The organism is Pseudonocardia sp. NPDC049635 (assembly GCF_040659795.1).
Lineage (GTDB): Bacteria > Actinomycetota > Actinomycetes > Mycobacteriales > Pseudonocardiaceae > Pseudonocardia.
Map to the genome: position 1 here is coordinate 229121 of NZ_JBFAON010000004.1, position 26165 is coordinate 255285.

Below are 26165 nucleotides of genomic sequence, written 5' to 3' on the forward strand. Positions count from 1 at the left end.
ATCCTTTCAGTAAGGCTAGGCAAACCTCCACTCGGCCAAAGGCCTTGTCAATAGGTGTTCAGCCCGCAACGGCAAGTGTCATCGGGAGCACAGCGGGGGCGCCGGCGAGTCGGACGGCCCGTGCCGCGACGGTCATCGTCCATCCGGAGTCGACGAGATCGTCCACGAGCAGGACGGGGCCGTCCGTACCGGACAGGTCCGGCAGCGCGCCGGTGTCCAGTGCCGGCCAGACTGCGGCGAGTCGCTGGGCGGAGTTCTCCTTGGGACCCGGCCGTTCCCCGGCCGGCGGAAGCGATCCGAGCAACGGCAGCCGGCCGATCTCCGCGATGCGCTGCGCCAGATGGCCGAGCTGGCGGGGCCGGGTCCGCGAGCCGATCCCGATCACCCCGACCGGCCTGCGCTCCCACTCCCAGCCGGCCAGCACCCGGACCACTGCGTCCAGCACGTCGGCGGGGACGGGGTCGTCCGGCCCGGCGAGCAGCTCACGCAGCCGGGTCCCCCAGCCGATGTCGGAGAGCCGCCCCACTGCGCGCCCGGCAGCGGCCTGCTCACCCGGAGGAATCCGACCGGAGAGCGGAACGCCGAGCTCCTTCATCCCGGACGGCCACATCTTGCGCGGCGGGACCTCGATCCCGGGGCGGGCCAATCGCTGCGCCGCCGCCTGCTCGCCCTCGGCCGGGACGTCGCCGGACCACACCGTGCCGGTGCAGGTGTCGCAGCGGCCGCACGGCGCAGGATCCGGGTCGTCGAGCTGGCGACGCAGGAACACCAGCCGGCACTCGGACGTGGTGATGTAGTCGAGCATCGCCTGCTGCTCGGCCCGGCGCGCCTCGTCCACCCGCCGGTGCCGCTCGGTGTCGTAGACCCACTGCTCGCCGGTGGCGATCCAGCCGCCCTTCACCCGTTTCGCCGCACCGTCGGCGTCGAGCACCTTGAGCAGCATCTCCAGCCGGGTGCGGGAGAGGTCCACCCGGGTCTCGATCGAGGCCGTCGACTGCGGACGGTCGGACAGCACCGCGAGGGTCTGGCGGACCAGCGGCTCCGGCGGGAACGCCAGCGACGCGAAGTACGCCCAGATGTCGCGGTCCTCGCGCCCGGGCAACAGCACCACCTCGGCCCGGTCCAGCGCGCGGCCGGCGCGGCCGATCTGCTGGTAGTAGGCCACCGGCGAGGCGGGCGCGCCCAGGTGCACGACGAACCCCAGGTCGGGTTTGTCGAAGCCCATCCCGAGTGCGGACGTCGCCACCAGCGCCTTGACCCGGTTCTCCTGAAGGTCCGACTCCGCCGCCAGGCGCTCCTCCGGGTCGGTCCGCCCGGAGTAGGAACGCACGGCGAACCCGCGCTCGCGGAGGAACTCGGCGACCTCGTCGGCGGCCTGCACGGTGAGCGTGTAGACGATCCCGGCCCCGGGCAGCTCGTCGAGCTTCGCGGCCAGCCAGGCCAACCGCCGGGCAGGGGTGGGCAGTGTCACGACGGCCAGGCGCAGCGACTCGCGGTCCAGCGAACCGCGCAGCACGAGGGTGTCCTGCTGGTCACGGCCCATGCCGAGCTGCTCGGAGACATCGGTGACCACCCGGTCGTTTGCGGTGGCCGTCGTCGCCAGGACCGGGATGCCGGACGGCAGCTCCGCGATGAGCGTGCGCAGCCGCCGGTAGTCCGGCCGGAAGTCGTGGCCCCAGTCGGACACGCAGTGCGCCTCGTCGACGACCAGCATCCCGGCGCTCGCCGCCAGCTTCGGCAGCACCCGGTCCCGGAAGTCGGGGTTGTTCAGTCGCTCGGGGCTGACCAGGAGCACGTCGACGTCGCCGTTGGCGATGTCGGCGTACACCTCGTCCCACTCGTCGGCGTTCGCCGAGTTCACCGTGACCGCGACGATCCCGGACCGGATCGCCGCGTCGATCTGGTTGCGCATCAGCGCCAGCAGCGGCGAGACGATCACCGTCGGACCGGCGCCCTGCTCGCGCAGCAGCGCCGTCGCCACGAAGTAGACCGCCGACTTGCCCCAGCCGGTGCGCTGCACGACCAGCGCCCGGCGGCGCTGCGCGACGAGTGCGGAGATCGCCGTCCACTGGTCCTCGCGCAGCCGGGCGCCCGGACCGGCCAGCTGCCCGAGCACCTCCTCCGCCCGCGCCCGCAACGCAGTGTCCCCCTCGCCCGCGTTCCCCTCATCGGTCATGCCCGACATGCTCCACCCATCCCCCGACAGTTCCGCGTCCGCGGTCACCGTGCGGTGCGACGCAGCAGGAACGCCTCGATGCCGTCGAGCACGATCGTCAGCCCGAAGTCGATGTCGGTGTGCGGGTCGGCGGAGGCGAACCCGGCCGTGCCCCCGGCGAGGGCCTCGGCCAGGTGCGGGTAGTCGGTGGGCCCGGCGAGATGGCGCAGCACGGTCTCGAAGTCGTTCAGCGGGTTGGCCGCCGCGAGCTCGTCGGCGGAGATCTCGTCGATCGGGGCGTCATCGGGGAGCCCGCGTGCCCGCCGGGCCCCGGCCATCGCGGCCCGGCCCGCCTCGACCTGCACCCGGCCCTCGGCGAGCACGTGCTGGGCCAGCAGCCCGATGATCGCCAGCTTCTCGGCGGCGGGGATGTCGACGTCCCGCAGGACGCCGAACGCCTCGTCGAGCCAGCGCACCCGGTTCGGCCCGGGCTGCACGGTGGCCAGCGGGAGATCGAGGAACCAGGGCCGGGCGAGCACGGCCTCGATCTGGACCAGCGTCCAGGCCTGCAGCCCGGACCGCCAGTCACCGGTGTGCGCGGGCATCGTCAGGTCCGCGGCGATGTGGTCGGCGAGCAGCGCCAGCAGCTCGTCCTTGCTCTGCACGTGCCGGTAGAGCGCCATCGCCGAGTAACCCAGCGCCTCGCCGACGCGGGCCATGGACACCGCCGCGAGCCCGTCGGCGTCGGCGATCGCGGCGGCCGCCCGCACGATCGCGTCCACGCTCAGTGCGGGCTTCGGCCCCCGCCGCGGCCGGTCCTCCCGCCTCCACAGCCGGCGCAACGTCGTCGGGAGGCCGGGATCGGGTTCGTGCTCGCCCATGCCGTCCATCCTCCCTGTCCCGATCGCCGGGGACCGGAGGTGTCCGCCGTACGCAGCTGGTGCTATAAACAGTTTGTACCGTAATCAGAAGGGGGACCGGTGATGACCGGAACGGATCCGCTCGTGCGGGCTGCGGGCCTGCGCAAGAGCTACCGCTCGGTGCGCGTGCTCGACGGCGTGGACCTGCACCTCGGCCGCGGTGAGGTGCTGGCCCTGCTCGGCCCGAACGGCGCCGGGAAGACGACCACCGTGCGCATACTCAGCACGCTGACCCGGCCGGACGGTGGCACCGCCCGGGTCGCCGGGCACGACGTCGTGACCGAGGCCCGGAAGGTGCGCGAGGTCATCGGCCTCACCGGCCAGTACGCCGCGGTCGACGGCAAGCTGACCGGCCGCGAGAACCTGACGATGATGGCCCGGCTGGCGCACCTGGCGCGGCGCGCCGTGCGGCCCCGGGTGGACGAGCTGCTCGAGGCCTTCGACCTGGCCGCGGCCGCGGACCGCAGGCTGGACACCTACTCCGGCGGGATGCGCCGCCGGCTCGACCTGGCCGCCGGCCTGCTCCGGCACCCCCGGGTGCTGTTCCTCGACGAGCCGACCACAGGCCTCGATCCGCGCAGCCGCCGGGGCATGTGGGAGGTGATCGAACAGGTCGTCGCCGACGGTGCCGGCCTGTTCCTGACCACCCAGTACCTGGAGGAGGCCGACCGGTTGGCCGACCGGGTCGCGATGATCGACTCCGGGCGGGTGGTCGCCGAGGGGACGGCCGCCCAGCTCAAGAGCCGGGTCGGCGACGCGGGTGTCGAGCTCACCTTCGCCACCGGCCCGGAGGCGACCAGGGTGGCTGCGGCGCTGCACCTGCCGGTCCCGGGTTCACGGACGCTGCGGGTGCCCACCGACGGCTCGGTCGGCCACGTGCGGCACGTCCTCGCGGGCGTCGAGGAGGCCGGCGCCGTCCCCGAGCAGTGGCAGGTCCGCGCGCCCAGCCTGGACGACGTGTTCCTCGCGCTGACCGGCCGCGCGGCCGGCGGGGACCGGGAGCTGGCGGCATGAGCGCCCCCGTGCAGGCGCGGTGGACGCGGCTCGGCCCCGATACCGCGACGATGACCGGGCGGGCGCTGCGGCTCGCGAGCCGCGATCCCGACGAGCTGCTCGTCGCACTGCTCATGCCGACCGTGATCATGCTGTTGTTCGTCTACGTGTTCGGTGGTGCGATGGAGGTCGGCACCGACTACCTGACCTACGCCACTCCCGGCGTGATCCTGCTCTGCGCCGGGTTCGGCGCGTCCAACACCGCGATCGCGGTCACCCAGGACATGGCGGACGGCATCATGGACCGGTTCCGGTCGATGCCCGTCGCCAGCGCGACGGTGCTGGCCGGGCACGTGCTGGCGAGCGTGGCGCGCAACCTCGTGACGACGGCCATCGTGCTCGGCGTCGCGGCCCTGATCGGGTTCCGGGCCGACGCCGGCCCGGCCGGTTGGGCGGGTGCGGTGGCCGTGGTCGCGGCCTACATCCTGGCCATCACCTGCGTGTCGGTGTTCGTCGGCGTCGTGGTGCGTACTCCGGCCGCGGCGGGCGGGTTCGGTTTCGTCATGCTCTTCCTGCCCTACGTCTCCAGCGCGTTCGTCCCGCCCGAGACGATGCCGGCCTGGTTGCGCGGCTTCGCCGAGGTCCAGCCGGTGACGCCGGTGATCGAGTCGGTCCGGGGCCTGCTGGTGGGCATGGCCTCCGACGGCACCCCGGCGGTGGGACTCGGTTCGACGGTGGCGGTCGCGCTGGCCTGGTGCGCGGGCGCGGCGGTGTTGTTCCTGACCGCGGCCTCGTGGGCGTTCGCCCGCCGCAACAGATAGCCCCGCCGGGGGGGGGGGGGGGGCCCCGCCCCCCCCCCCCCGGCGGGGAGAGGGCGGCACGGGGCCGGTAGGCAGGGCAGGATGATCGCCGTGACCCCACGCGACGCGACCCACCAGCCCGCGTTCGGCTCGGTGGCCGACGTCGTGGAGCGGCTCGGCGACGCCGGGTACCTGGCGTCCACGGCGGTCGCGACCACGGTGTTCCTGGCCGACCGGCTCGGCAAGCCACTACTGGTGGAGGGGCCGGCCGGGGTCGGCAAGACGGAGCTGGCGAAGGCGGTGGCGGCGGCGACCGGCGCCGGGCTGGTGCGGCTGCAGTGCTACGAGGGCATCGACGAGGCCCGCGCGCTCTACGAGTGGAACCACGCCAAGCAACTGCTGCGGATCACCGCGAGTCGCGGCGAGGAGGGCTGGGACGCCACCCGCGACGACGTGTTCTCCGAGGAGTTCCTGCTGCCGCGCCCGCTGCTCACGGCGATCCGCCGGACCGACCCGACGGTGCTGCTGGTCGACGAGATCGACAAGGCCGACGTCGAGGTCGAGGGCCTGCTGCTGGAGGTGCTGTCGGACTTCCAGGTCTCCATACCGGAGCTCGGGACCGTCACGGCGAACCGGCGGCCGTTCGTGCTGCTGACGTCGAACTCGACCCGTGAGCTGTCCGAGGCGCTGAAACGACGGTGCCTGTTCCTGCACCTCGACTTCCCGGACGCCGATCTGGAGCGCCGGATCGTGCTCACCCGGGTGCCGGAACTGACCGAACAGCTCACCGACGCGCTGGTCCGCACCGTGCGGGTGCTGCGGGCGATGGAACTGCGCAAGGTTCCCAGTGTCGCGGAGACGATCGACTGGGGGCGCACGCTGCTGGCCCTCGGCCTCGACACCCTCGACGACGACGCCGTGCGCGCCACTCTCGGCGTCGTGCTCAAGCACCGTTCGGACGCCGAGCGGGCGGCCGCCGAGCTGCGCCTCAACTGAGCCGGACGGACGGTGGTGATCAGTCGTCCGGCCGTGTGAGGGGACTCCTCGATGGAGTGAAGATGGCCGAGTGTTCGGTGCGGCGCGTAACCGAGGGGCGGCTACCACCGTTGTGCCGAGTGCCCCGCTCGACACCACCCCGGAGGCCCGACGCCGATGACCGCCGTGCCGGACAGCGACCGCCGCACCCAGGCAGCACCATCGCGGCGGGCGGGTCGGCGCGCCGCCCGGGCCGCTACCGCGGCCGCCGTGCTGGCGCTCGCCGTCGCGGCGGCCGGGACGGCGTCCGCCCAGGAGGGGCCCGGCTTCGCAGCTCCCGAGGAGGCGACCGTCGCCCCCGGCGCCATGACCCGCACCGCCGGCGACGCCCGGTGCCCGGCGAACTTCGTGTTCACCGACGGCTCCGACGTCTTCATCGGGCAGGCCGCGCACTGTTCGGGCGCGCTGCGGCTGGTCGAGGGTGACCGGCCGTTCACCCCGAACCCGGCCCCGGTCGATCTCGGCTGAGCAGGGGATGACCCCGCGGTGTGGGACCGCGGTGAACGACGACGTCCCGGCCGTCGCTCGGCGGCACGGCCGGGACGTCGCGCTCCGGCGGCTTCTCGCGCTCGGTCGGTCTCTCGCGTTCTGTCGGTGTCCTCGCGCATGATGGGGACGTGACCGCCCCGTCGACGTCCGGCCCCGAGCACGGCCTGCCCGGGCATCTCGTCGACTTCGTGTCCGCGCTGCGCCGGCACCACGTCGCCGTCGGGCCGGGGGAGACGGTCGACGCCGCCCGCGTGCTCGGCGCGCTCGACCTGCTGCACCGCGACCAGCTCCGCGAAGGGCTCGCTGCGGCACTGCTGCGCCGCTCCGGTCAGCGCGACACCTTCGACGCGCTGTTCGACCTGTGGTTCCCGCCCGCGCTGGGGGCCGGGGCGTCGGAGGTCGACGTACCGCGCACGGACGACGCCTCCGGTGACGGCACCGGCCCGGTCGACGTCGACGTGCTCCGCGAGATCCTCGCCGACCTGCTCCGCGACGGCGACGAGGAGACCCTGCGCGAGCTCGCCCGGGCGACGGTCGAGGCGATCGGCACGTCTGGCGCCGCCGGGCAGGGGGTGCGCGGGCAGGCCGCGAAACCCAACTGGTCGGCCTACCAGGCGCTGAACGCGCTCTCCCCGGACACCCTGCTCGCTCAGATCCTCGACGGGTTGCGCCGCGAGGACGACTCGGACTTCGTCTCCGAGGTCCGCCGCCGCGAGATCCGGGACCGGATCGCGCGGTTCCGGGACATGGTGCGTGACGAGGTCCGCCGCCGGAGCGCCGAGCAGCGCGGTCGCGAACAGGTCGCCCGCTCGGCGACCCCCCGGCAGCCGGACCGGATCGACTTCCTCACCGCGAACGCCGCCCAGCTCACCGAGCTGCGCCGCACCGTGCACCCGCTCGCCCGGCGGCTCGCGTCCCGGCTGTCCGCCCGGCGCCGGCGCGCGCACCGCGGCCGGCTGGACCTGCGGCGCACCGTGCGGCGCTCGATGTCGACCGGTGGGGTGCCGATGGAGCCCGCCTACCGCACGCGGCGACCGGGTCGTCCCGAGCTGGTCGTCCTGTGTGACGTGTCCGGGTCCGTCGCCGGCTTCAGCCATTTCACGTTGCTGCTGGTCCAGGCGCTGCGTGAGCAGTTCTCGAAGGTGCGGGTGTTCGCGTTCGTCGAGCGCACCGACGAGGTGACCCGGCTGTTCGAGCCGGGGGCGGAGCTCACCGGGGTGATGCAGCGGGTGCTGCGCGAGGCCCGGTTGACCGCGTTCGACGGACACTCCGACTACGGCAGCGCCTTCGGTGACTTCGTCGAGCAGTACTCCGCGGCGATCACCCCGAAGACGTCGCTGCTGGTGCTCGGCGACGGCCGCACGAACTACCGCGATCCCAACCTGCGCGGTCTGGCGATGATGACCGGCCGGGCGCGGCACGCGCACTGGCTGAACCCGGAGCCGCAGCGGATGTGGGGGACCGGCGACTCCGCGGCGAAGAAGTACGCCGAGCTGTTGCCCATGCACGAGTGCCGCACGGCGACCCAGCTCGCCGACGTCGTCGAGGGACTGCTCCCGGTCTGAGCACCGCGGTCCCGCGGGTCGCCCGCCGGGCAGGGTGGCTGCACCGCGGCGGTGACGCCCGGCCCCGGCCGGTCGCTCACGGCCAGGGCCGCCACGGGGCGCCGGACCCGGCGAAGCGCGGCACGGTGTGCCTGCGGTCCGCGACCCGGTGCAGCATGTACGCAGACCAGGTACGCCAGGCCAGTCCGGCGAGCACGAGCAGGATCAGGCCGGCCGTGGCCGGCCCGAGCCAGGGCAGTGGCCCGCCGGTGTTCGCCACCGCGACGACCAGTGGTCCGAGCGGCGCGAAGGTAGCCCCGGTGACCAGCGGCAACGGGGCATCGGCCTGCACGTCGACGGCGACGAGCCTGCGCTGCTCGGTGTCCGGTGCGGCTCCGGAACGCAGCACCGTGCGGGCCTCGGCCCGGTCGCGGGCCAGCCCCATCTCCGGGCCGCGGGCCGGTGCGACCCGGGCCGGCGTGCGGGGGGAGTACAGCCACAGCAGGACGACGCCGAGCGCGCAGAGGGCCCCGCCGGTCACCACACCGGCCAGCAGGTACTCCGCCCGCGCCAGCACGTCGGTGGCGATCGAGAACACCACGCAGTACCAGACGGCGCCGAGGACCGCCGCGGTCTTCCCCGCGAGCACCGCGCGGGTGGACGGCGGGCGGACTGTCGGCCACGGCCCGGCCGGGATCCCCGGGGCGGGCGCGGCCGACCCGGTCCGGTCCCCGTCGGCGCCCGGGGCAGCCACCGCGTGGTCGGCGGGGGCGACCGGGTGGCCGTCCGGCCCGTCGTGGGGGGAGCGGGTGCCGGCGGGTCCTGGGGCCCGGTCACCAGTGTCCGGAGCACGCATGGCGGCGACGGTACCGGTGAGCCACCGCGAGCCGTGCCGGCGGTGCCAGCCCTGCCGGGTGGGTCCGCCCCGCCCGGGCCGCGAGCTGCCGCGCCGGGAGGGCACCCTGGACGCCCGGGCGACCACACGGCCCCCGGTCTGCGAGCGTGCGATCGAACTGATCACCGTCGCGGCCGGCGGGCGGCGCCGTTCGCCCGCCTGCGGCGCCGGTCAGCTCGCCGGTGCCGGGTCCGACGGCGGCCGGTCCCGCAGCACGGTGTCGCCCTTGACGAACCACGCGACCCCGAACGCCAGGATCGCCACCGCCTCCAGCCAGAACAGTGTGTTCCAGCGCGCGGAGAGCGCGTCCGGCATGAACGCGGCGTCGAGCCCCGCGAGGACGAGGCAGGCGATGATCGTCCAGCCGCAGATCCGGTAGACCCGGTTGCGCGCAGCCTTGCGCGGGTTGCGCACCTCGCCGCGGGTGAACAGGTCGAGGCAGAACACGGCGAGCCCGACGAAGAAGACCGCGGCCGCCACCAGGTGCAGCCATCCGACGACGACCTCGGCGATCGTCGCACCGGTCTCCGGTCGGGTGGGCAGCAGCGCGACCGCGATCGCCGCCGTCCCGGTGACGTTCGCCAGCAACCGGTCCGGCCGGTCGTAGCGGTAGCAGTAGAGGAAGATCCCCACCGCGCACATGCTGCCCACGAAGACGTCGCGCACGGGGGAGTGGTAGTAGCTGCTGATCGAGTCGCGCAACCCGTCGCCGCCGAACGCGAGATCACCGACGACCAGCACGAACGGCAGTGCGATACCGATCGTGCCGACCGCTCGCCGGAGCCCGAGGTAGGACAGCACGGCGCCCTCGGTGCGCGGGGTCGACGTCGCCACGACGGCGATCGTCCCAGGCGCCGGGCTCGAACTGATGTTCGGTTCGGGGTAGTCTCCGGCAGGTGGACGCCTGCTGGCAGGGATCGCTGTTCGCCGCCGTCGGTTGCGAGGCGGGGGCGCCGTTCCGGCACGAGCTGGCCCACGGGGCGTGGGTGGAGGTGAGCCCCGGCTGGGTGGCCGGACCGGACGCGCTGTTCGACCACCTGCGGCGGTCGGTCCCGTTCCGCGCTCACCGGCGCCGGATGTACGACCGGATGGTCGACGAGCCGCGGCTGACCCATCGCTGGACGCCGGACATGCCGGAGGCGCCGCCGGCGCGCCTGCGCGACATGGCGGCCGTGCTGGGTGATCGGTACGGGGTCCGGTTCACCCAGATCGGGGTGAACCTCTACCGCGACGGCGCCGACGGCGTCGCGTGGCACGGCGACCGGGTCGCGCGCGAACGGCCGGAGGCCGTCGTCGCGCTGGTGTCGCTGGGGGCGACGCGGCCGTTGCGGCTGCGGCCGACCGGGGGCGGGGCGTCGGTGTCGTTCCCGTTGGCGTCGGGCGACCTGTTGGTGATGGGCGGGACCTGTCAGCGGACGTGGCAGCACAGTGTGCCGAAGGTCGCCGTGTCCGGGCCACGGATCAGCGTGCAGTTCCGGCACCTCTACCCCGGTGGTGCCGGGCTGTGACACGGCGGGGAGGCGACATAGTCTGCGGCGATGCAGCGCAAGATCGGGGTGATGGGCGGGACGTTCGATCCCATCCATCACGGCCACCTGGTGGCGGCCAGTGAGGTGGCCGACCGGTTCTCCCTCGACGAAGTGATCTTCGTGCCGACCGGTGAGCCGTGGCAGAAGACCGACCGCGACGTCTCGCCCGCCGAGGACCGGTACCTGATGACGGTCGTCGCGACCGCCTCGAACCCGCGCTTCACCGTCAGCCGGGTCGACATCGACCGGCGCGGCCCCACCTACACCGCGGACACCCTGGCCGACCTGCACGCCGCGATGCCCGAGGCGAAACTGTTCTTCATCACCGGCGCCGACGCGCTCCAGCAGATCCTGTCCTGGCGCAAGGTCGACGAGCTGTTCAGCCACGCCCATTTCGTCGGGGTGACGAGACCGGGCTACGAACTCGCCGACGGGCACCTGCCGCAGGGGTCGGTGACGACCGTCGAGGTGCCGGCGATGGCGATCTCGTCGAGTGACTGTCGAGCACGCGTGGCCGCGGGGCGGCCGGTCTGGTACCTGGTGCCCGACGGGGTCGTCCAGTACATCTCCAAGCGCAGTCTGTACGTGAGCTCAGAAGCCTGACCTGCGTTTCCCTCACCGACACCCCCGCGGGTACACATCCGGGAGATCACCGGACCTGGACGGTCAGCGGAGCCCCGCGCCGAGTGGGCGCGCCGAGCGCATCGAGATCCGCGAGCTGTTCCCGGTGTCATCCCGTGATGTCACCCCGCCTGTCCGAGGCCGCCGCCACGTACGCACTGTCGGGGCTCATGACGGAATGCCGCACGAGGAGTGGGCGGCGAGCCCCTGCGCGGTGGGCGCGATGTGCGGTCGCAGGACCAGCCGGTCGTCGTAGTCGCCTCCGTGTTGCGCGCGGTAGGGGAGCGGCTCCTGGGTGCCGATCCGGGACAGCCGGTCGCGGAGCTCGGCGCGGGCCCGCTCCCCGTCCTGCCGGGTGAGCCGGTCGGCGCCGGCGACCAGCATCGGCGGCAGCACGTCGGCTCCGACGTAGAAGAGCACGCCGTGCAGCAGCGGGAACAGCAGTTCCTCGATGCTCCCGTTGATCCCCCGGGGCCCGAAGGTCGGTGACGGGCCACCGGCGGTGGTCACGACGAGGGCGCGCTTGCCGGCGAGCAGGCCGTCGCCGTAGCGACGGGTCCGCCCGTCGGGCCCCCGCACGCCGTAGGCGAAGCCTTCGACGAACACGCGGTCGACCCAACCCTTGAGGATCGCCGGCATGCCGAACCACCAGAGCGGGAACTGGAGGACGACGGCATCGGCCCAGCGGAGCTTCTCCTGCTCCGCACGCACGTCGGCCGGCAGACCGTCACGTTCGTACGCACGACGTGACGCGTCGGCGACGACGAGCCGCTCGTCGGCGGGGTGACCGTAGTCGTCACCGGTGACGACCGGGTCCCACCGCATCGCGTAGAGGTCGGACACCCGGACGTGGTGGCCCATCTCCTCCGCCGATCCGCGCCCCTCCCGGGCCAGCATGCCGGTCAACGAACGCGGTTCGGGGTGCGCAACGACCCAGAAAATGTTCATGCCTCCGATCGTGCGCACGAGCGGCCGCCGAACCCAGTGGCCTGATAGCCAACATGTGCGAGGATCAGGCCATGGTGGTCGCGGCGCACCGGGTGGTCGTGCTCGTCCGGGACGGTCTGCTCGCGATGGAGCTCGGCATCGTCCATCGCCTGTTCGGTCAGGCCCGCGACGACCTCGACCGGCCCCTCTACGAGATCGTGACCTGCACGCTCGTTCCCGGGCCGGTCCGCACGGACGCCGACGTGCCCGTCCTGGTCGAGCACGGACCGGAGGCGCTCGACGCGGCGCAGACCGTGATCGTCCCGGCGTCCGATCTCGACTACGTGCCCGCACCGCCACCGGTCGGGCTGGCCGATGCGCTGGCGCGCATACCACCCGGCGCGCGGATCGCGTCGATCTGCACCGGCTCGTTCGTGCTGGCGGCGGCGGGCCTGCTCGACGGGCGCCCGGCCACCACGCACTGGAAGTGTGCGGCGCTGTTCCGCGAGCTGTATCCCGAGGTCGACCTCGACCCCGATGTCCTCTACACCGAGTCCGGCGGAGTGCTGACCTCGGCCGGGGAGGCAGCAGGCATCGACCTCTGCCTGCACATGATCCGCTCGGACCATGGTGCGGCGGTCGCCAACGAGGTCGCGCGAGGCACCGTCGTTCCCCCGCACCGCGACGGCGGGCAGGCACAGTACCTGCGCCGTCCGGTACCCGAACCCGCCGTCTCCTCGACCGCCCGGGCGCGGGCGTGGGCCCTGGAGAACCTGCACCGACCGGTGACGCTGCGGGAGCTGGCGGCCTGCGAGTCCACCAGCGTCCGGACGTTCAGCCGGCGCTTCCGCGACGAGATGGGCACGTCACCGGGGCAGTGGCTCACCCAGCGACGGGTCGAGCGGGCCTGCGTCCTGCTGGAACGGACCGACCTCGCGATCGACGAGGTCGCGGAGCAGGCGGGTTTCGGCACCACCGGATCGATGCGACTGCACCTGAGGGAGGAGTTGGGGGTCTCCCCGACGGCCTACCGTCGTACCTTCCGCGCCCGCGCGGTGGCGTGACCCGGGTGGCGCGCGCTCGCCACTGACGCTCCTGCTCGACCGTTCCCGCGCGGACGGGTCGGCGTCCCCACCCGCCGGCAGACCCCAACGGCTGATCACCGCTCGGGTCCGGTCCCGCGCCGCCACGGACGGTCCGAGGTCGAACGCGGTCGCCGACGCGGACAGCTTCTCGTGTTCGACCCCGGCAGCCTCGGGCGGATGACACCGCATCGCCCCTCGGGCTCACCGGTGCAGGGGCCTCCGGATGGCGAGCACCCGCATCTTCCGGTAGATCGTCGCTCTCGATATGCCGAGACTCGCGGCCGCGCGTTCGGCGTTCCAGTTGCTCGTCTCCAGGGCGGCGCGGACGGTCGCGCGTTCCGCCTCCTCGAGCGCGATGAGCCGGCGGCCCTGCCGGGACACCGTGCGATGGGACGGGGGAAGGTCGTCGACGGTGATGTCCCGGCCGGTACCGGCCGCCAGAGCGGTGGCCAGTACACGCCGGAGTTCCGCGGTGTTGCCGGGCAGGTCGTGGCTCATGAGGGCCATCAGTGCCTCGGACGAACAGCGCGGGGGGCGCCCCCGGCCGGTGGGTCCGAGGTCCCGGAGCAGCGTCTCGGTGAGGCCGGGCAGGTCCTGCCTCCGGTCGCGGAGGCTGGGGATCGCGACCTCCCCGTCGGTCCGGTCGAGCAGCCGGCTCCGGAGCGTCGGATCCACCGAGGCCGGGTCCACGGCCAGCAGGACGTGCGCCTGTGCGCGTTCGACGAGCGTCGCGAGCTCGAGCGATTCGTGCCGCCGCAGCCCGTCGACATGACGGATCAGGAAGGTCGTCGAGGTGTCACCGCGGTCGCAGGCGAACCGCTGGAGGCCGTCGGCGGCGAGATCGAGCTCCACGAGCGTCGTGTCGCCGAGTGCGGCCGCATGGATCGCACGAGCGAGTGTGGCCTTCCCGGCTCCGGGGCCGCCGGTCACGGCGATCCGCCGCCAGGCCCTGGCGAGCCGGCACCCGGCCTCGACGGCCTGGTCCCAGGCAGGCATGGACGTCGAACCCACCGTCGACGACCTGGCCGACGCAGCTCCCGCCCGGCTCGGGCGCATGGTGAGCAGCACCCCGGCCGGGCCGGTGCCGTCGGTCACCGGACTGCATCTGACGTCGAGATCCTCGCCACCGCTGAGGGTGACGGTGCGGTTCAGCGATCGTCCGCTGCGCAGCGCGTCCTGCGCCCAGTGCCAGAGCCGTGCGTGGTCCGACGGTTCGAACAGCTGGGCCGCTCGTGCATTGGTGAACAGGTACTCGTCGTTCATCGACGCCACGGCGATCGCGGGGGAGCGGGAACTGCGCAGGAACGCGTCGAACAGGGCGCGTTCGGTGGAGGAGGTGCTGTTCCGGAGGCGGTCCTCGATCTCCCTGGCAGCGTCGATGACCAGCGGCAGCAGGTGCTCGTTGGTGTCCCGGTAGTGGCAGGTGAGCGCGACGACTCCCTCCAGCCGGCCGTTCAGCGGGTCGCGTACCGGGACCCCCACGCAGGTGAAGTCCCCCATCCCGTCGAAGAAGTGCTCGGGCCCGGCGACCATCACCGGACGCCCGACCTCGAGGACGGTGCCCAGGCCGTTGGTCCCGGCCACGTCCTCGGCCAGCAGCGAACCCGGTGCGGCCTGGATCCGGTCGAGACCGGTGAGCAGCCGGCGATCGGCCGCCCGTCGCCAGAGCAGCCAGGACGAACTGTCCGCGAGACTGATCGCGGTGTTGTCGAGGTGCGCGCTCAACCGTTCCAGGACCGGGGTGGCGGCGTGCACCAGCCGGGGATGGCCCTCCCGCGCGGGGTCGTGCGGCAGGAGCGGGCTGCGGTCCGGGTCGAGCCCGCTGAGCTGGGACCGGCGCCACGACGACGTGATCTCGCCGCGAACCTCCGGTGCGGCCGGCAGCTCGGAGATCGCACGGGTGGAACGCAGCAGGAACTCACGGGCGACCTCGGTGCGACGGCGTGACCGCGGGCCCCAGCGCGGCTCGTGGGGGGTCATGTGCCGGGACTCCTTTGCCACGACTGTGCGCGGACGCGAGCGTCCGCGCTCGAACCGGCTGCCTCCGGGACGTACCGAGGTGAGCCAGGATGAACACGGTCCCGGCCGGGCCGCAAGCCCGGCCGGGGACCGTGCGTCGGCGACGGTCAGATGAGCAGGAGCCCGTCGACGGGGCCGGCCAGCCCCAGCAGGGCTGCCCCGGCCGGGACGAACGCACCGTCGGGGTGCAGGTAGGAGTGGTTCTTCAGGAAGTTGATGTCACGTTGCTGGCGCTGCAACGGGTCGTCGAGGTGGAAGACGCTCGATCCCGAGCCCTCGACGACGATCTGCACCGCGTCGCGGGCGACCTGGCAGATGCGGGGCGACGCCATGCGCAGCTCGGCGGCGGTCTGCACATCGGCCTTCTCGCCGCGATCGGCCAGATCGGACACGACCTGCAGCGACCTGTCCCACAGGGTGCGAGCCATCCTGGCCTCGGTGACGGCCTGACCGTAACGGCCCCACGCCTCCGGGTGCTCGCGCTGCGGACCGAGGCCGAAACCGACGACCCGGGTGTGGATCCGCCTGCCGAAGTCCTCGACCGCGGCCTCGGCGCACCCGACCGCCACGGCGGCGAGCAGGACGTCGAACATCCGGATGATCGAGAAGCCTTCGAGCGGGCGGTCGTCGTCCGGGTCCGCCGGGGACAGACGCTCCTGCCCGAAGGCCGTCCACTGCCGGTCGGACGGGATGAAGTGGTCCTGCAGCCTGAAGGTGTTCGAGCCGGTCGCCTGCATGCCGGCCATGTGCCAGATGTCGATGATCTCGGTGTCGGCCACGTCCGCGCACAGGCCGAGCACGACCGGGTCCGCGCCCTCGGGGCGCTCCTCGGTGGTCACGAACAGGACGTGGTCGGCGTTCATGATCCCGCTGGCGAAGGGCCAGGTGCCGGTGACCCGCCAGCCGCCGTCCACGGGGACGGCCGTCCCGGAGGGGGTGGCCTGGTGCCCGGCGGACAGGGCGGCCGGGGCGAACGGGCCCCCGTTGAGCAGGTGCCGGAGATCCTGGGTGATGGACACGTTGTGCACCACGAGGAAGGAGTAGACCCACGCGGTGGAGGCACAACCCCTCGCCAGGATCCGGGTGAGGGTCCCGAGCTCGGTCAGCCCGTAGCCGTAGCCGCCCTCGCTGCGCGGGCTGACCACGTTGAACAGGCCCGCCTCGGTGAGATCGGTGATCGTCTCGTCCGGGATGCGCCGCAGTTGCTCGGCGCCCCGGGCCCGGTCGCGCAGCGTGGGCACGAGCGCCTCGGCGCGGGCGACGAGCTCCTGCGGGCCGGGCCGCCGATCGGTCTCGGCGGCAGCGGTGGGTGTTGCGGTCATCGTGTGTTCCCTTTCAGATCTGCATCGCCCCGACGCCGCCAGGAGCGGCGGGGACGGCGGGGACGGTGCGACCGGCGTGCGCCCGGACGAACGCGCCGATCCGTTCGATCGCGTCCGCGGCTTCGGGGATCCGGTCGGCGAACATCTGATAGACGTGCACCATCTCGTAGCCGAGCTGCAGGGTGGCGTCCCCGCGGGCGGTGAGTACCCGGTCGACGATGCGAACGGCGTCGTCCTCCAGCACCTCGCTGGTGCCGGCCTGGACCAGCAGCGGAGGCAGCCCGGACAGGTCGGCGAACAGCGGGGAGACCCGGAGGTCGGTGGCCGGGATCCCGGTCCCGCCCAGGTAGCCGTCGGCCATCCCCTGCAGCACCTCGCGGGAGACCAGCGGGTCTGCCGCCGCCCGGCCCTCCATCGAGTCACCGGAGAGGGTCAGGTCGGCCCACGGTGAGCAGAGGAACGCCGCCGCGGGCAACGGCGCAGCGGCATCGCGCAGCGAGACCAGCAGGGACAACGCCAGCCCGCCACCGGCCGAGTCGCCCGAGACGACGAGATCGGCCGGGGCGGTCCCGTCGGCGAGTACACCGTGGTGGACGGCGAGTGCGTCCTCCAGCGCAGCGGGAGCGGGATTCTCCGGTGCCAGCCGGTAGTCCGGGAGGAACACCCGGGCACCTGCGGCGCGGGCGATCCGCGCGGCCATGTCGCGGTGGCTCGTCGAGGATCCGATGAGGTAGCCACCGGCGTGGAAGTGCACGACCACCGTCGAACCGGACTCGGGAACCGACACCCACTTCCCGGGGACGTCTCCGACGCGCCCCTCGGCCACCACCGCGTCGGCGGGGGGCTCGGGGCACATGCCGTCGAAACCGGTGCGCATCGACTCGATGGTGGCCTCCGGTGTCAGCCAGAGACCGTACGCGGCTCGGCCGATACCGTTGACCTGCTGCGAAACCACTTTCCGACTCCCTACGTCGTCGTTGCCGTCGGCCGGACATCTCGACGTCGGGGCGGTCCGGGGTGCCCACGAGCAGACGCGGGCAACCCGGACCGTCACCTGTCACCGTCGAGATCGCGGCGTGGGGCGGTCGGGTCGACCGCCGTTCGCCGTCCGTCAGATCCCATCCCGTCCCGGGGGTGGCGGAGGTCTCAATTCTGAGAGTGGCGCCGCAACGCACCGCGGTCGTGGCCCCCGCGCGCGACCGCCCGCCGCCCGCCGGCGATTGCCCGTGGACCGGGCGGGTAGGCGCTGCCCGACAGGATCCGTCCACCCGGGGAGGCCCCCATGAAGGTTCTCGCAGCGCTGTATCCCGACGACCGGCCCGAGCAGCACCCGGACGTGCCGGTGAGCGCGGCGCGCGGTCTGGACCTGCGGGAACGGCTCGCCGACGAGGGCCACGAGCTGGTCACCACGAGCGCCACCGGCGACGGGCTCGATCGTGAGCTCGCCGACGCCGAGGTACTGGTCACCACCCCGTTCTGGCCGGTGTATCTCGACCGCGACCGGATCGCGGCCGCCGGTCGGCTCCGTCTGGTGATCACCGCGGGGGTCGGCTCCGACCACGTCGACGTCGACGCCGCGACCGCGCACGGCGTCACGGTCACCGAGGTGACGGGGTCGAACGTGGTCAGCGTCGCCGAGCACAACGTCCTGCAGATCCTCGCCCTGGTGCGCAACTTCGTCCCGGCCCACCGGCAGGCCGTCGAGGGGCAGTGGGACGTCGCGGCCGCCGCGCAGGAGGCGCACGACCTGGAGGGCAAGACCGTCGGGCTGCTCGGGCTCGGCGCGATCGGCGCACGCACCGCGCTGCGCCTCAAACCCTTCGACGTCACGATGCTCTACCACACCCGGAGCAGGCGGAGCCCGGCCGAGGAGGCGACGCTCGGGGTGCGCTACGCGCGCCTCGACCACCTCGTCCGCACCTGCGACGTGGTCTGTGTGGCGATGCCACTGACCGCGCAGAGCAGCACCCTGTTCGACGCCGACCGGCTCGCCACCATGAAACGGGGAGCCTGGCTGGTGAACACGGCCCGCGGCGCGATCGCCGACGCCGAGGCGGTCCGGGAGGCCTGCGCATCCGGGCAGCTCGGTGGGTACGCCGGGGACACCTGGTACCCGCAGCCCGCACCGGCCGACCATCCGTGGCGCGCGATGCCGCGGCACGCGATGACGATCCACTACTCGGGCATGACGGTGGAAGCGCAGGAACGGATCGTCGACGGTGTCCGGGAGATCCTCGACGCCCATCTCACCGGGCAACCGGTGCCGGACGACTACGTGGTGGCCGCCCCCACGGACTGACACCGGCACCCGCGCCCGCCCGCATTCGGCCCGATGCATGTATCGGGCCGTGGCGGGTAGGCGTCGACGGTCCTGTGAACGCGACGGTAGGGAGAACCGACCCCATGGCGACCTGCGACGTCTGCAGCAACGACTACCACCGGGCCTTCGAGGTCCGTCTGGAAGGGCGCAGCTACACCTTCGACAGCTTCGAGTGCGCCATCCACCTGTTGGCGCCGACCTGCGCGCACTGCGGGTGCCGGGTGATCGGGCACGGCGTGGAGAGCGACACCGAGTTCTTCTGCTGCGCACACTGCGCCCAGCACGAAGGGCATCGCGAGACGCGCGCGAGCGACCGCGTCTGAAGGCCTCCTCCCGCCCATTCAGGGAAGCTGCAGCTCCCTGAGCTGGCGGCGGGAGGAGATGCCCAGCTTGCGGTAGATGCTGCGCAGGTGGGCCTCGATCGTGCGCGGGCTGAGGAACAGCTGCGTGGCGACCTCCCGGGAGGTCGCTCCGGTGGCCACCAGCCGCGCGACCTGCAGTTCGTGGGCGGTGAGCGCGTCGGTCGGCCGGGCGGCGCGGGCCCGTGGACGCTCCCCGGTGGCGCGCAGCTCGCGGGCGGCGCGCGCGGCGAACGCCCCCGCGCCCATCTCGGTCAGGAGATCGTGGGCCGTACGGAGCTGGTCGCGGGCTTCCCGGCGGCGCCCCTCGCGACGCAGCCACTCGCCGTAGACTAGGTGGGTGCGGGCGAGGTAGACGACCAGCCGGCACCGGCCGAGCCGCTCGATCGCTTCTCGGTAGGCGTCCTCGGCGACGGCTCCGTCGCTGGTCAGCGCCCGCGAGCGGGCCACGAGCCCGATCGCCCAGTCGGTGCCGCCCGCGTCGGCGCGGGTGATGAGTTCCTGCACCGCGGCGGCTGCACGCTCCGGTCGGCCGGCTCGGGACGCGGCCTCCACGAGCTCGGGCAGGGCGAGGCTGCTGTGCGGGGGTTCCAGGGAGGCACACGCCCGTTCCTCGACCGCCAGCGCCGCCGCGTAGTCACCCGTCCCGTTGTGCAGCACACCCATGGCGTGCTCCGCGAGCGAGACCTCGGCGCTGTTGCCGCGGGTACTCGCCTCGTGGACGGCGGCGGCGTGGAGTTCGGCGGCCTCCGTCCGGTCCCCGCGCCAGGCGGCCAGCACCAGCCGGCCGAAGCGTAGCGGCACCCCGCCCGTGACCTGCCTGATCGCAGCCTCCTCCGCGATCAGCTCGGCTGCCCGGCCCGGCTCACCGGCGAGCACCGACACCGACGAGAGGTAGAGCAGCGCGGCCGGGAGCGAGGCCAGCGCACCGGTCTCGCGGGCCAACCGGACGTTGAGCCGGGACAGTGCCCAGAGCCGGTCGTCGTCGAGAATGGTCAGCGCGGTGCGGCTGGCCAGCCACAGCCAGCGTCGGGTGTCGTTGCAGCCGGGGGTCTCGGCGGTCGCCTCGTCGGTGCAGAAGGCGTCCAACGCCACACGCAGCTCGGGCACCCCGGCTGCGAAGCCCCGGGTGTAGGTGGTCACCAGCCCGTCGAGCAGGAGGTCCGCGGGCCCGGGCCGGCCGGGTGGCGGTGGGGCGGCCTGGGCCGCCCGGGCCACCTCGGCCACACCGCGACTTCCGCCGAGACCGCCGGTGATGATGGCCGTGTCGAGCGCGTGCAGGTAGGTCTCGCGGGACAGCGCGGCGTCGAGCGGTGCCAGCTTCTTGGCCGCGTCCAGCAGCATGCCCGGCACCTCGCTACCACGCGTCAGATGGAACGCGATCTGCGCGCGCAGCAGTTCGAGGCGGGCACTCTGCAGTGCGTCCAGCGGGCCGGCCGCGGCGATCCTCAGCAACGACGAGGCCATCTCGGACGCCCCGGACTCGTGCTTGGCGTACGCGGCCTCCAACGCGCGACCCGCGCGGCGGGCAGGGTCCGGGCTGAGGTCGGCAGCGTGCTTCAGGAACAGGGCCGCGGCGGCCGACCCGCCGCGGGCACGTGCTCGGTCGGCCGAGCGCTCCAGCTCACCGGCGACCGCCTCGTCGGTTCCCAGCGCCGCCTGTGCACGGTGCCAGGCGCGCCGGTCGGGATCGGTCCGCGGGTCGGTGACGGCGGCGAGCGCGCCGTGGGTGCGGCGCTGCTCCGGCCGGGTGGCCGCCCGGTAGATCGCCGAGCGCACCAGCGGATGGCGGAACCGCACCCGGGCGCCGATCTCGATCAGCCCGGCGGCCTCCGCGGGTGCGGCCGCGTCGCGGGCGATGCCCAGGTGGTCGATCGCCCGCCACAACAGCTCCGCGTCGCCGGTCGGCTCGGCGGCGGCCACCAGCAGCAGCGACTGGGTCTGCGCCGGCAGACTGCCCGACCGTTGCCGGAAACCGTCCTCCACGCGCCGCGGGACGCCCAGCACGTCCGGCAGCTGGAACCCGCCCGCCAGCTGTACCGGCTGCCCGCTGCGGGGCAGCTCGAGCAGCGCCAGCGGGTTGCCGCGGGCCTCGGCGACGATCCGGTCGCGGACCCGGCCGTCCAGCGGCGCGTGGAAGACCGACGCCAGCAGCTCCCTGGCCTCGGCGTCGCCGAGACCGGCCAGACCCAGTTCGGGCAGTCCGGTGAACGCCGGGACGTCGCGGTCGGAGGGGTCGCGCAGCGCGAACACCAACGCCACCCGCTCCGCCTCCAGCCGCCGGGCGACGAAGGCCAGCACCTCGACGGAGGCCTGGTCGAGCCAGTGCGCGTCGTCGGCCAGGCACAGCAGCGGGCCGTCCTCGGCGACCTCGGCGAGCAGGTTGAGGGTGGCGAGCCCGACCAGGAACCGGTCGGGTGCGGCACCGGTGCGCAGCCCGAACGCCACCCCCAGAGCGGCCTGTTGCGGTTCGGGGAGTGCGCTCGCACGCTCCAGGAGCGGCGCACAGAGCTGGTGCAGGCCGGCGAACACGAACTGCGTCTCGGACTCCACCCCGGCCGAGCTCTCCACCCGGAACCCGGAGGCGATCGCGGCGCTGCGGGCGTGCTCGAGCAGCGCGGACTTCCCGATCCCGGCCTCTCCCCGTACGACGAGGGCGCCGCTGTGCCCCGCGTGCGCCCGGGTGATCAGATTCTCGACCACCTCGCGCTCCGCGCTCCGGCCAACGAGGTCAGTCAGTGTGGCTCCCGGTGGGATCGGTTCGCCCCGATATAGGTGATTTTTACCGATGCGACGGTGATCCGCCAGACCCGTGCCCGCACCGGGAGGGGAACGACGCGCCCCGCCGTGGGCCCGCCGGGCGCGGCTGCCCACGTCGCGGACGGTCCCCATCCGCCCGCCGGATCGGGCCGCGAGCCGGCAGCGGGCGTCGTCCCGGCCCGGCACGGGGCTGCCCCGTCGATCCCGCGGGCCGTCGCCCGCACGAGCCGGTCGAATCAGGGAACTTTACCGACGCGAGTGAGCCGGGGGCCCCGCGAAGCTTGCGGCATGTCAGCAGCACAGGCGGCCGCGCCGACCCTCGTCGACCCGGCCACCATCTCCGAGTCGTTCGGGTCGTGGCAACCACGGGCGGCGTGCCGCGCCATGGGGTGCGAGGTGTTCTTCGCGCCCGAGAACGAGCCCGCCTCGGCCCGGAGCAGACGTGAGCGGGCAGCGAAGCTCATCTGCGCCGGGTGCCCCGTCCGCCAGCCGTGTGCCGTCCACGCCCTGGTGAACCGGGAGGTCCACGGGGTGTGGGGCGGGCTGTCGGAGGACGACCGCGAACGGCTGATCACCCACCTCTGACCGGTGCCGGTCCGATGCACAGGAAGGAAGATCGTGGCCTGGAGTACACGTGAGCTCGCCGAGCTCGCCGGCACCACGGCGCGGGCGGTACGCCACTACCACGACGTCGGCCTGCTCGCGGAGCCCGAGCGCTGCGGCAACGGCTACAAGCGGTACGGCGTCCACCACCTCGTGCGGACCCTGCGGATCAAGCGGTTGGCCGACCTCGGTTTCTCCCTGACCCAGATCGCCGAGCTGGGTGACGCCGATCAGCACCCGCGCGAGGCGCTGCGCGATCTCGACGCGCAGCTCACCCGGACCCTCGAGCGGGTCCGCCGCACACGCGTCGAGGTGCGCGAGATCCTGAACCTCTGCGCTCCCACCGATTTCCCGCCCGCACTGGCGGCGACGATCGCCGAGGCCGGCCTGTCCGCGGCGGGCCGCTCCCTGCTGGTGGTGGTGAGCCGGGTGCTCGGCCCCCGTGTCGTCGCCGCCCTGGTCGGCACGCTGCAGGAGCATCCGCCCGACCCGGCGACGGTGGCGTTCGACCAGCTGCCCGCCGACGCGGACGAGCCGACCCGGGAGCACCTCGCGGACCGCCTGCTGTCCCGGGGTGCCGCGGTGCGTGCCGGGGTGCCCGAGCTGTGGGACGCGGTCACGGGCTCGACGGCGGCGGCCCGGACGGTCCGGGAGGCGGCCCGTGACCTCTACAACCCGGCCCAGCTCGACGTCCTGTGCCGGATCGGGCGCCGGCTGCGGTCCGGCCCGGAACCGGACCCGGAGAGGCGGCGCCCTGGTGCCGCACCGTCGGCCGGGCCCGGCCCGTCGGGCCGGGGAGGCCGCGACGAGCCACCCGTGCAGGTCATCGGCTCTGCCGCGTCTCGCGTCCTGCGTCCCGCGACACCTCGTCCCGGCGCGTCCGAACGGGTCGCCGACAGGGCCGATCGGTACCGCGCACGCCGGCCCGTCGACCGCGTTCCGTAACTGGCGGGCGGCCGAGTCGTTGAAACGTCACGGCAACCGAGGGGGGGCGTCGTGTCAGGACCGAGGTGGAACCCGGACGAGGGTCGCTGGATGCTCGACGAGGAGCGGACTCCGGTGACCCGGCGCGGCCGACGCCGGTCGGCCGAGGTCAGCGGGGATCTGTACGGCGATTCCAGGTCGTGGGTCGGGAATCGCCCGCCCGACGAGCTCGCCGCGGGGGTGGTGTTCGGGGCGGATCGGGGGCCCGCGGACCCGACCTCGGTGGGCCGCGACCCGTGGTCGGACACCGTCGCCGCCGCCTCCGGCGCGCCGGATTTGATCACGGAGAGTTACCATTTGGAGTGGCCCGCCCGGGTCGACGACGGGCCGCGGCGCGGGCGGCGCCGCGCGCCGGAGCAGCCGGCGACACCACATCCGCGCAGCAGGCGACCGGCCGGGGCGCCCGCGCGCTCACCCGGCCCCGCCGGGGCGCTCGACCGCAGTGGGCGCCACCGAGCGGCCCCCGAGCACGAGGACACGATCGGGTTCGCCGCGGGGGAGCTCACCGGACGGGGCCGTGGCACCGGGAGTGCCGGCGGTCACGGCGCCGACCCGGCCCGGCCGGACGACCTGTGGGTGCACCGGGGCCGATCGGCTCACCGGACGTACGGTCCCGGACACGTGGCCGGCGGCACCGGGTACGACGAGCCCGGGCCGTACGTCGACGGGGACGCGGGGTACGGCGAGCCCGGGCCGTACGTCGACGGGGACGCGGGGTACGGCGAGCCCGAGCGGGACGTCGACGGGGACGCCGGGCACGACGAGCCCGGGCCGCACGTAGACGGGGGCGCCGGGCACGGCGCGGAGCGGGACCCCGACCGGCGCAGCGCGCGTGACCCCGGGCAGCCGGGCGACCGGGACACGGGATCCGGCCCGGCCGGGAGCCGGGCCGTCCGTGACACCGGCCGCCGGCGTTGGCCGTGGGTGGTCGGCGCCGCCGCGGCGCTCGCCGCTGCGATCCCGCTCGGATGGGCCGTCCTCGGGGGCGAGGACGCCCGCCCCGCCCCCGCCAGGACCGGGATGACGGCCGCGTCCGGGACCGCCTCGGCCGGGAACGAGGAACCCGCCGTCGCACCGGCGGTCGAGACCGCCCCGGAGCCTGCGCCGACCGAGGTGACCTTCGAGGTGACCGGATCGGGGTCGGCGGACACGATCACCATCGGCCGGGGGACGTCGGTCGCCCAGGTGTCCGGAGCCGAGCTTCCCTGGCAGCGGAGCTCACCGGCGGAGGCGGAGCCCACCGACTACTCGGTCAGCGCCGCCGGCGGGTCGGGTCGGATCTCCTGCCGGATCCTCGTCGACGGTGCCGTCGTATCGGAGGAGTCGGCGGAGGGCGACTTCTCCGCGGTCTCCTGCAGCGGGAACCGCTGACGACGGCGTCGGGCGGTGTCCCGGCCGGGGCCCCGGCACGTGCGGTCAGCCGGAGATGCGTGGCTCGTCCGGTGACCGCCGGTCGTCGAGCGGGACGACTCCGTGCCGGATCGCGCTCCAGGTGTCGATCCCGGTCGCGACCTCGCGCAGTGTCCGTCGCATGCGGCTGATGACGCTGCCGAACGGGGTCGGCCGGGGCGTCTGCTCGGCCGGTGTGGTGGTGGTGACGGTCGTGGGCATGGTTCGGTGTCCCTTCCAGGATCGTGGGCACGGTCGTGCACGGTGGTGACCGGAGGTGGGCACCACAGGGTCGCGGGCGCGGTGGTGGTGCAGAGGTCCGCAGGTCGCGGCGTGTGGGCACCGGGCCCGTCCGGCCCGGCACCCTCCGTTGTACGCCCCCGGCAGGGCCGATTCCAGGTGCATGTTCTGCACGTGACCGTGCACCATTGGTGCATGATCGACGCGCGGTTGCAGCTGCTCATCGCCGTCTGCGAGTACGGAACCGTCACCGCGGCCGCGCAGGCACTCCACCGGAGCCCCTCCGGAGTGTCCAAGCAGCTCAAGGAGCTCGCCGCCGAGCTCGACGTCGCCCTGCTGGAACGCCACGGGCGCCGGGTCCGGCTGACCGCGGCCGGGAACCGGCTGGTCGAACACGCCCGGACGATGAACGCCCAGTGGGAGATGGCGCTGAGCGACACCGCGGCCGCTGCCCGGCAGCTCAGCGGTCCCCTCCCGATGGGCGGGTTCCCGACGGCGGTCTCCACCCTGGTCGCGCCCACGGTCCGGGCGCTGCGCTCCCGGCACCCCGGCCTGGACCCCACCGCGCACGAGATCTACTCGCACGACGTCCTGCGCAGGCTGGAGAGCGGCGCGATCGACGTCGGGATCTACGTCGCGGGCGAGGACGCCCGGGTGGACCGCGAACTGGTCGCGGTCGCCGACCTGATCGACGATCCCATCGACCTGCTCGTGCCGGTCGGCCATCGCTTCGCGGAGCTGGACTCGGTCACGATGGTGGACGCCGAGGGCGAGGAGTGGATCTCGGGCCGCCGCCACCAGGACTCCTACACCGAGCTGCTCGCGGCCACCAGGGCGGTCGGGTACTCGCCGCGCGTGGTGCACTTCGCGCAGGAGCTGACGGCGGTCACCGCGCTGGTGGGGCAGGGGCTCGGGATCGCCGCGGTCCCGCGGATCGCGATCACGGTGCCGCATCCCGGTGCGGTGCGCGTCCCGCTCAGCGGGCGCAACGTCCCGCAACGGAAGATCGTCGTGTGCACGCGCCGGGGCGCCGAGGAGAATCCCCGGATCGTCGCGGCCACCGACGAGCTGCGGCGCACCGTGGCCGGGCTCGCCGCGCCGGGATGAGAGCCGGCGGGGCGTCCCCGGGCTCGCCGGCGGAGCTGGTGCTCCGGCGGCGGCCGATGGTTCGATACG

25 protein-coding genes are annotated in these 26165 nt (G+C 73.8%); 14 read left to right on the forward strand and 11 right to left on the reverse strand.

Annotated features, from left to right (window positions below):
- Positions 1 to 58: 58 nt before the first annotated feature.
- Both AB0J24_RS07705 and AB0J24_RS07710 read right to left on the reverse strand, forming a co-directional pair.
- Complete coding sequence (locus AB0J24_RS07705; protein ID WP_358677050.1) at positions 59 to 2176, reverse strand: RecQ family ATP-dependent DNA helicase; 2118 nt, start codon at positions 2174 to 2176, stop codon at positions 59 to 61.
- Between the two features lie 44 nt (positions 2177 to 2220).
- Positions 2221 to 3036, reverse strand: coding sequence for a TetR/AcrR family transcriptional regulator C-terminal domain-containing protein (locus AB0J24_RS07710; protein ID WP_358677053.1), 816 nt, complete (start codon positions 3034 to 3036; stop codon positions 2221 to 2223).
- A 102-nt stretch (positions 3037 to 3138) separates the two neighbouring features.
- Between AB0J24_RS07710 and AB0J24_RS07715 the strand changes: the two genes are divergently transcribed.
- The 5 genes from AB0J24_RS07715 (at position 3139) to AB0J24_RS07735 (ending at position 7957) form a co-directional block, all read left to right on the forward strand.
- Positions 3139 to 4089, forward strand: coding sequence for an ATP-binding cassette domain-containing protein (locus tag AB0J24_RS07715; protein ID WP_358677055.1), 951 nt, complete (start codon positions 3139 to 3141; stop codon positions 4087 to 4089).
- Positions 4086 to 4889, forward strand: coding sequence for an ABC transporter permease (locus AB0J24_RS07720; protein WP_358677057.1), 804 nt, complete (start codon positions 4086 to 4088; stop codon positions 4887 to 4889). The genes AB0J24_RS07715 and AB0J24_RS07720 overlap by 4 nt, the downstream gene beginning before the upstream one ends.
- 132 nt (positions 4890 to 5021) lie before the next feature.
- A complete protein-coding gene (locus AB0J24_RS07725; protein WP_358677377.1) occupies positions 5022 to 5864 on the forward strand; it encodes a MoxR family ATPase in 843 nt (280 codons plus the stop codon).
- 156 nt (positions 5865 to 6020) lie between these two features.
- Positions 6021 to 6371, forward strand: coding sequence for a hypothetical protein (locus AB0J24_RS07730; protein WP_358677060.1), 351 nt, complete (start codon positions 6021 to 6023; stop codon positions 6369 to 6371).
- Between the two features lie 149 nt (positions 6372 to 6520).
- Complete coding sequence (locus AB0J24_RS07735) at positions 6521 to 7957, forward strand: VWA domain-containing protein (RefSeq protein ID WP_358677063.1); 1437 nt, start codon at positions 6521 to 6523, stop codon at positions 7955 to 7957.
- 76 nt (positions 7958 to 8033) lie between these two features.
- Here AB0J24_RS07735 and AB0J24_RS07740 read toward each other — a convergent pair whose 3' ends face one another.
- On the reverse strand, positions 8034 to 8792 hold the full coding sequence (locus AB0J24_RS07740) for a hypothetical protein (protein WP_358677066.1): 759 nt from the start codon (positions 8790 to 8792) through the stop codon (positions 8034 to 8036).
- 210 nt (positions 8793 to 9002) lie between these two features.
- Complete coding sequence (locus AB0J24_RS07745) at positions 9003 to 9665, reverse strand: DUF998 domain-containing protein (RefSeq protein WP_358677069.1); 663 nt, start codon at positions 9663 to 9665, stop codon at positions 9003 to 9005.
- A gap of 62 nt (positions 9666 to 9727) precedes the next feature.
- Here AB0J24_RS07745 and AB0J24_RS07750 point away from each other — a divergent pair, with 62 nt between their 5' ends.
- Together AB0J24_RS07750 and nadD are read left to right on the forward strand one after the other, a co-directional pair.
- Positions 9728 to 10339, forward strand: coding sequence for an alpha-ketoglutarate-dependent dioxygenase AlkB (locus tag AB0J24_RS07750; protein WP_358677072.1), 612 nt, complete (start codon positions 9728 to 9730; stop codon positions 10337 to 10339).
- Positions 10340 to 10369: 30 nt separating this feature from the next.
- Positions 10370 to 10963, forward strand: a complete 594-nt coding sequence (gene nadD / locus AB0J24_RS07755) for a nicotinate-nucleotide adenylyltransferase (RefSeq protein WP_358677074.1) — start codon at positions 10370 to 10372, stop codon at positions 10961 to 10963.
- A gap of 186 nt (positions 10964 to 11149) precedes the next feature.
- Here nadD and AB0J24_RS07760 read toward each other — a convergent pair whose 3' ends face one another.
- Positions 11150 to 11929 (reverse strand): NAD(P)H-dependent oxidoreductase, encoded by a 780-nt coding sequence (locus AB0J24_RS07760; protein ID WP_358677077.1) that lies wholly within the window; start codon positions 11927 to 11929, stop codon positions 11150 to 11152.
- Positions 11930 to 12000: 71 nt separating this feature from the next.
- Here AB0J24_RS07760 and AB0J24_RS07765 point away from each other — a divergent pair, with 71 nt between their 5' ends.
- Positions 12001 to 12972 carry a helix-turn-helix domain-containing protein gene (locus AB0J24_RS07765; RefSeq protein WP_358677079.1) on the forward strand — a complete coding sequence of 324 codons (972 nt, stop codon included), beginning with the start codon at positions 12001 to 12003 and terminating at the stop codon, positions 12970 to 12972.
- A 222-nt stretch (positions 12973 to 13194) separates the two neighbouring features.
- Here AB0J24_RS07765 and AB0J24_RS07770 read toward each other — a convergent pair whose 3' ends face one another.
- The 3 genes from AB0J24_RS07770 to AB0J24_RS07780 all read right to left on the reverse strand — a co-directional run bounded on the left by AB0J24_RS07770 (position 13195) and on the right by AB0J24_RS07780 (position 17289).
- A complete protein-coding gene (locus AB0J24_RS07770; RefSeq protein ID WP_358677082.1) occupies positions 13195 to 14973 on the reverse strand; it encodes a helix-turn-helix domain-containing protein in 1779 nt (592 codons plus the stop codon).
- A 146-nt stretch (positions 14974 to 15119) separates the two neighbouring features.
- Entirely contained in the window at positions 15120 to 16334 is a 1215-nt protein-coding gene (locus AB0J24_RS07775) for an acyl-CoA dehydrogenase family protein (protein ID WP_358677085.1), read from the reverse strand.
- 13 nt (positions 16335 to 16347) lie between these two features.
- Positions 16348 to 17289 (reverse strand): alpha/beta hydrolase, encoded by a 942-nt coding sequence (locus AB0J24_RS07780; RefSeq protein ID WP_358677087.1) that lies wholly within the window; start codon positions 17287 to 17289, stop codon positions 16348 to 16350.
- A gap of 327 nt (positions 17290 to 17616) precedes the next feature.
- Here AB0J24_RS07780 and AB0J24_RS07785 point away from each other — a divergent pair, with 327 nt between their 5' ends.
- On the forward strand, positions 17617 to 18633 hold the full coding sequence (locus AB0J24_RS07785; RefSeq protein WP_358677090.1) for an NAD-dependent formate dehydrogenase: 1017 nt from the start codon (positions 17617 to 17619) through the stop codon (positions 18631 to 18633).
- Between the two features lie 104 nt (positions 18634 to 18737).
- Positions 18738 to 18977 carry a hypothetical protein gene (locus AB0J24_RS07790; RefSeq protein WP_358677093.1) on the forward strand — a complete coding sequence of 80 codons (240 nt, stop codon included), beginning with the start codon at positions 18738 to 18740 and terminating at the stop codon, positions 18975 to 18977.
- Between the two features lie 18 nt (positions 18978 to 18995).
- Here the strand turns inward: AB0J24_RS07790 and AB0J24_RS07795 are convergent, their stop codons facing one another.
- Positions 18996 to 21803 carry an AAA family ATPase gene (locus AB0J24_RS07795; RefSeq protein ID WP_358677380.1) on the reverse strand — a complete coding sequence of 936 codons (2808 nt, stop codon included), beginning with the start codon at positions 21801 to 21803 and terminating at the stop codon, positions 18996 to 18998.
- A 258-nt stretch (positions 21804 to 22061) separates the two neighbouring features.
- Between AB0J24_RS07795 and AB0J24_RS07800 the strand changes: the two genes are divergently transcribed.
- Positions 22062 to 22358, forward strand: a complete 297-nt coding sequence (locus tag AB0J24_RS07800; RefSeq protein WP_358677096.1) for a WhiB family transcriptional regulator — start codon at positions 22062 to 22064, stop codon at positions 22356 to 22358.
- A gap of 33 nt (positions 22359 to 22391) precedes the next feature.
- Complete coding sequence (locus AB0J24_RS07805) at positions 22392 to 23321, forward strand: MerR family transcriptional regulator (protein WP_358677099.1); 930 nt, start codon at positions 22392 to 22394, stop codon at positions 23319 to 23321.
- A 450-nt stretch (positions 23322 to 23771) separates the two neighbouring features.
- Here AB0J24_RS07805 and AB0J24_RS07810 read toward each other — a convergent pair whose 3' ends face one another.
- Positions 23772 to 23960 carry a hypothetical protein gene (locus AB0J24_RS07810; protein ID WP_358677102.1) on the reverse strand — a complete coding sequence of 63 codons (189 nt, stop codon included), beginning with the start codon at positions 23958 to 23960 and terminating at the stop codon, positions 23772 to 23774.
- A 21-nt stretch (positions 23961 to 23981) separates the two neighbouring features.
- Here AB0J24_RS07810 and AB0J24_RS07815 point away from each other — a divergent pair, with 21 nt between their 5' ends.
- Positions 23982 to 24731: an MmpS family transport accessory protein gene (locus tag AB0J24_RS07815; protein WP_358677105.1), complete on the forward strand. Its 750-nt coding sequence runs from the start codon at positions 23982 to 23984 to the stop codon at positions 24729 to 24731.
- 45 nt (positions 24732 to 24776) lie between these two features.
- Here AB0J24_RS07815 and AB0J24_RS07820 read toward each other — a convergent pair whose 3' ends face one another.
- Complete coding sequence (locus tag AB0J24_RS07820) at positions 24777 to 24971, reverse strand: hypothetical protein (protein ID WP_358677108.1); 195 nt, start codon at positions 24969 to 24971, stop codon at positions 24777 to 24779.
- A 213-nt stretch (positions 24972 to 25184) separates the two neighbouring features.
- Here AB0J24_RS07820 and AB0J24_RS07825 point away from each other — a divergent pair, with 213 nt between their 5' ends.
- Positions 25185 to 26096, forward strand: coding sequence for a LysR family transcriptional regulator (locus tag AB0J24_RS07825; RefSeq protein WP_358677111.1), 912 nt, complete (start codon positions 25185 to 25187; stop codon positions 26094 to 26096).
- Positions 26097 to 26165: the final 69 nt, after the last annotated feature.

What these genes read in the sequence shown, in the direction of transcription:
- AB0J24_RS07775 (WP_358677085.1), bottom strand. Translation starts at nt 16,334, where the DNA reads ATGACCGCAACACCCACCGCTGCCGCCGAGACCGATCGGCGGCCCGGC.
- AB0J24_RS07770 (WP_358677082.1), bottom strand. Translation starts at nt 14,973, where the DNA reads ATGACCCCCCACGAGCCGCGCTGGGGCCCGCGGTCACGCCGTCGCACC.
- AB0J24_RS07790 (WP_358677093.1), top strand. Translation starts at nt 18,738, where the DNA reads ATGGCGACCTGCGACGTCTGCAGCAACGACTACCACCGGGCCTTCGAG.
- AB0J24_RS07720 (WP_358677057.1), top strand. Translation starts at nt 4,086, where the DNA reads ATGAGCGCCCCCGTGCAGGCGCGGTGGACGCGGCTCGGCCCCGATACC.
- AB0J24_RS07820 (WP_358677108.1), bottom strand. Translation starts at nt 24,971, where the DNA reads ATGCCCACGACCGTCACCACCACCACACCGGCCGAGCAGACGCCCCGG.
- AB0J24_RS07760 (WP_358677077.1), bottom strand. Translation starts at nt 11,929, where the DNA reads ATGAACATTTTCTGGGTCGTTGCGCACCCCGAACCGCGTTCGTTGACC.
- AB0J24_RS07705 (WP_358677050.1), bottom strand. Translation starts at nt 2,176, where the DNA reads ATGACCGATGAGGGGAACGCGGGCGAGGGGGACACTGCGTTGCGGGCG.
- AB0J24_RS07740 (WP_358677066.1), bottom strand. Translation starts at nt 8,792, where the DNA reads ATGCGTGCTCCGGACACTGGTGACCGGGCCCCAGGACCCGCCGGCACC.
- AB0J24_RS07785 (WP_358677090.1), top strand. Translation starts at nt 17,617, where the DNA reads ATGAAGGTTCTCGCAGCGCTGTATCCCGACGACCGGCCCGAGCAGCAC.
- AB0J24_RS07800 (WP_358677096.1), top strand. Translation starts at nt 22,062, where the DNA reads ATGTCAGCAGCACAGGCGGCCGCGCCGACCCTCGTCGACCCGGCCACC.
- AB0J24_RS07825 (WP_358677111.1), top strand. Translation starts at nt 25,185, where the DNA reads ATGATCGACGCGCGGTTGCAGCTGCTCATCGCCGTCTGCGAGTACGGA.
- AB0J24_RS07765 (WP_358677079.1), top strand. Translation starts at nt 12,001, where the DNA reads ATGGTGGTCGCGGCGCACCGGGTGGTCGTGCTCGTCCGGGACGGTCTG.
- AB0J24_RS07715 (WP_358677055.1), top strand. Translation starts at nt 3,139, where the DNA reads ATGACCGGAACGGATCCGCTCGTGCGGGCTGCGGGCCTGCGCAAGAGC.
- nadD (WP_358677074.1), top strand. Translation starts at nt 10,370, where the DNA reads ATGCAGCGCAAGATCGGGGTGATGGGCGGGACGTTCGATCCCATCCAT.
- AB0J24_RS07710 (WP_358677053.1), bottom strand. Translation starts at nt 3,036, where the DNA reads ATGGGCGAGCACGAACCCGATCCCGGCCTCCCGACGACGTTGCGCCGG.
- AB0J24_RS07730 (WP_358677060.1), top strand. Translation starts at nt 6,021, where the DNA reads ATGACCGCCGTGCCGGACAGCGACCGCCGCACCCAGGCAGCACCATCG.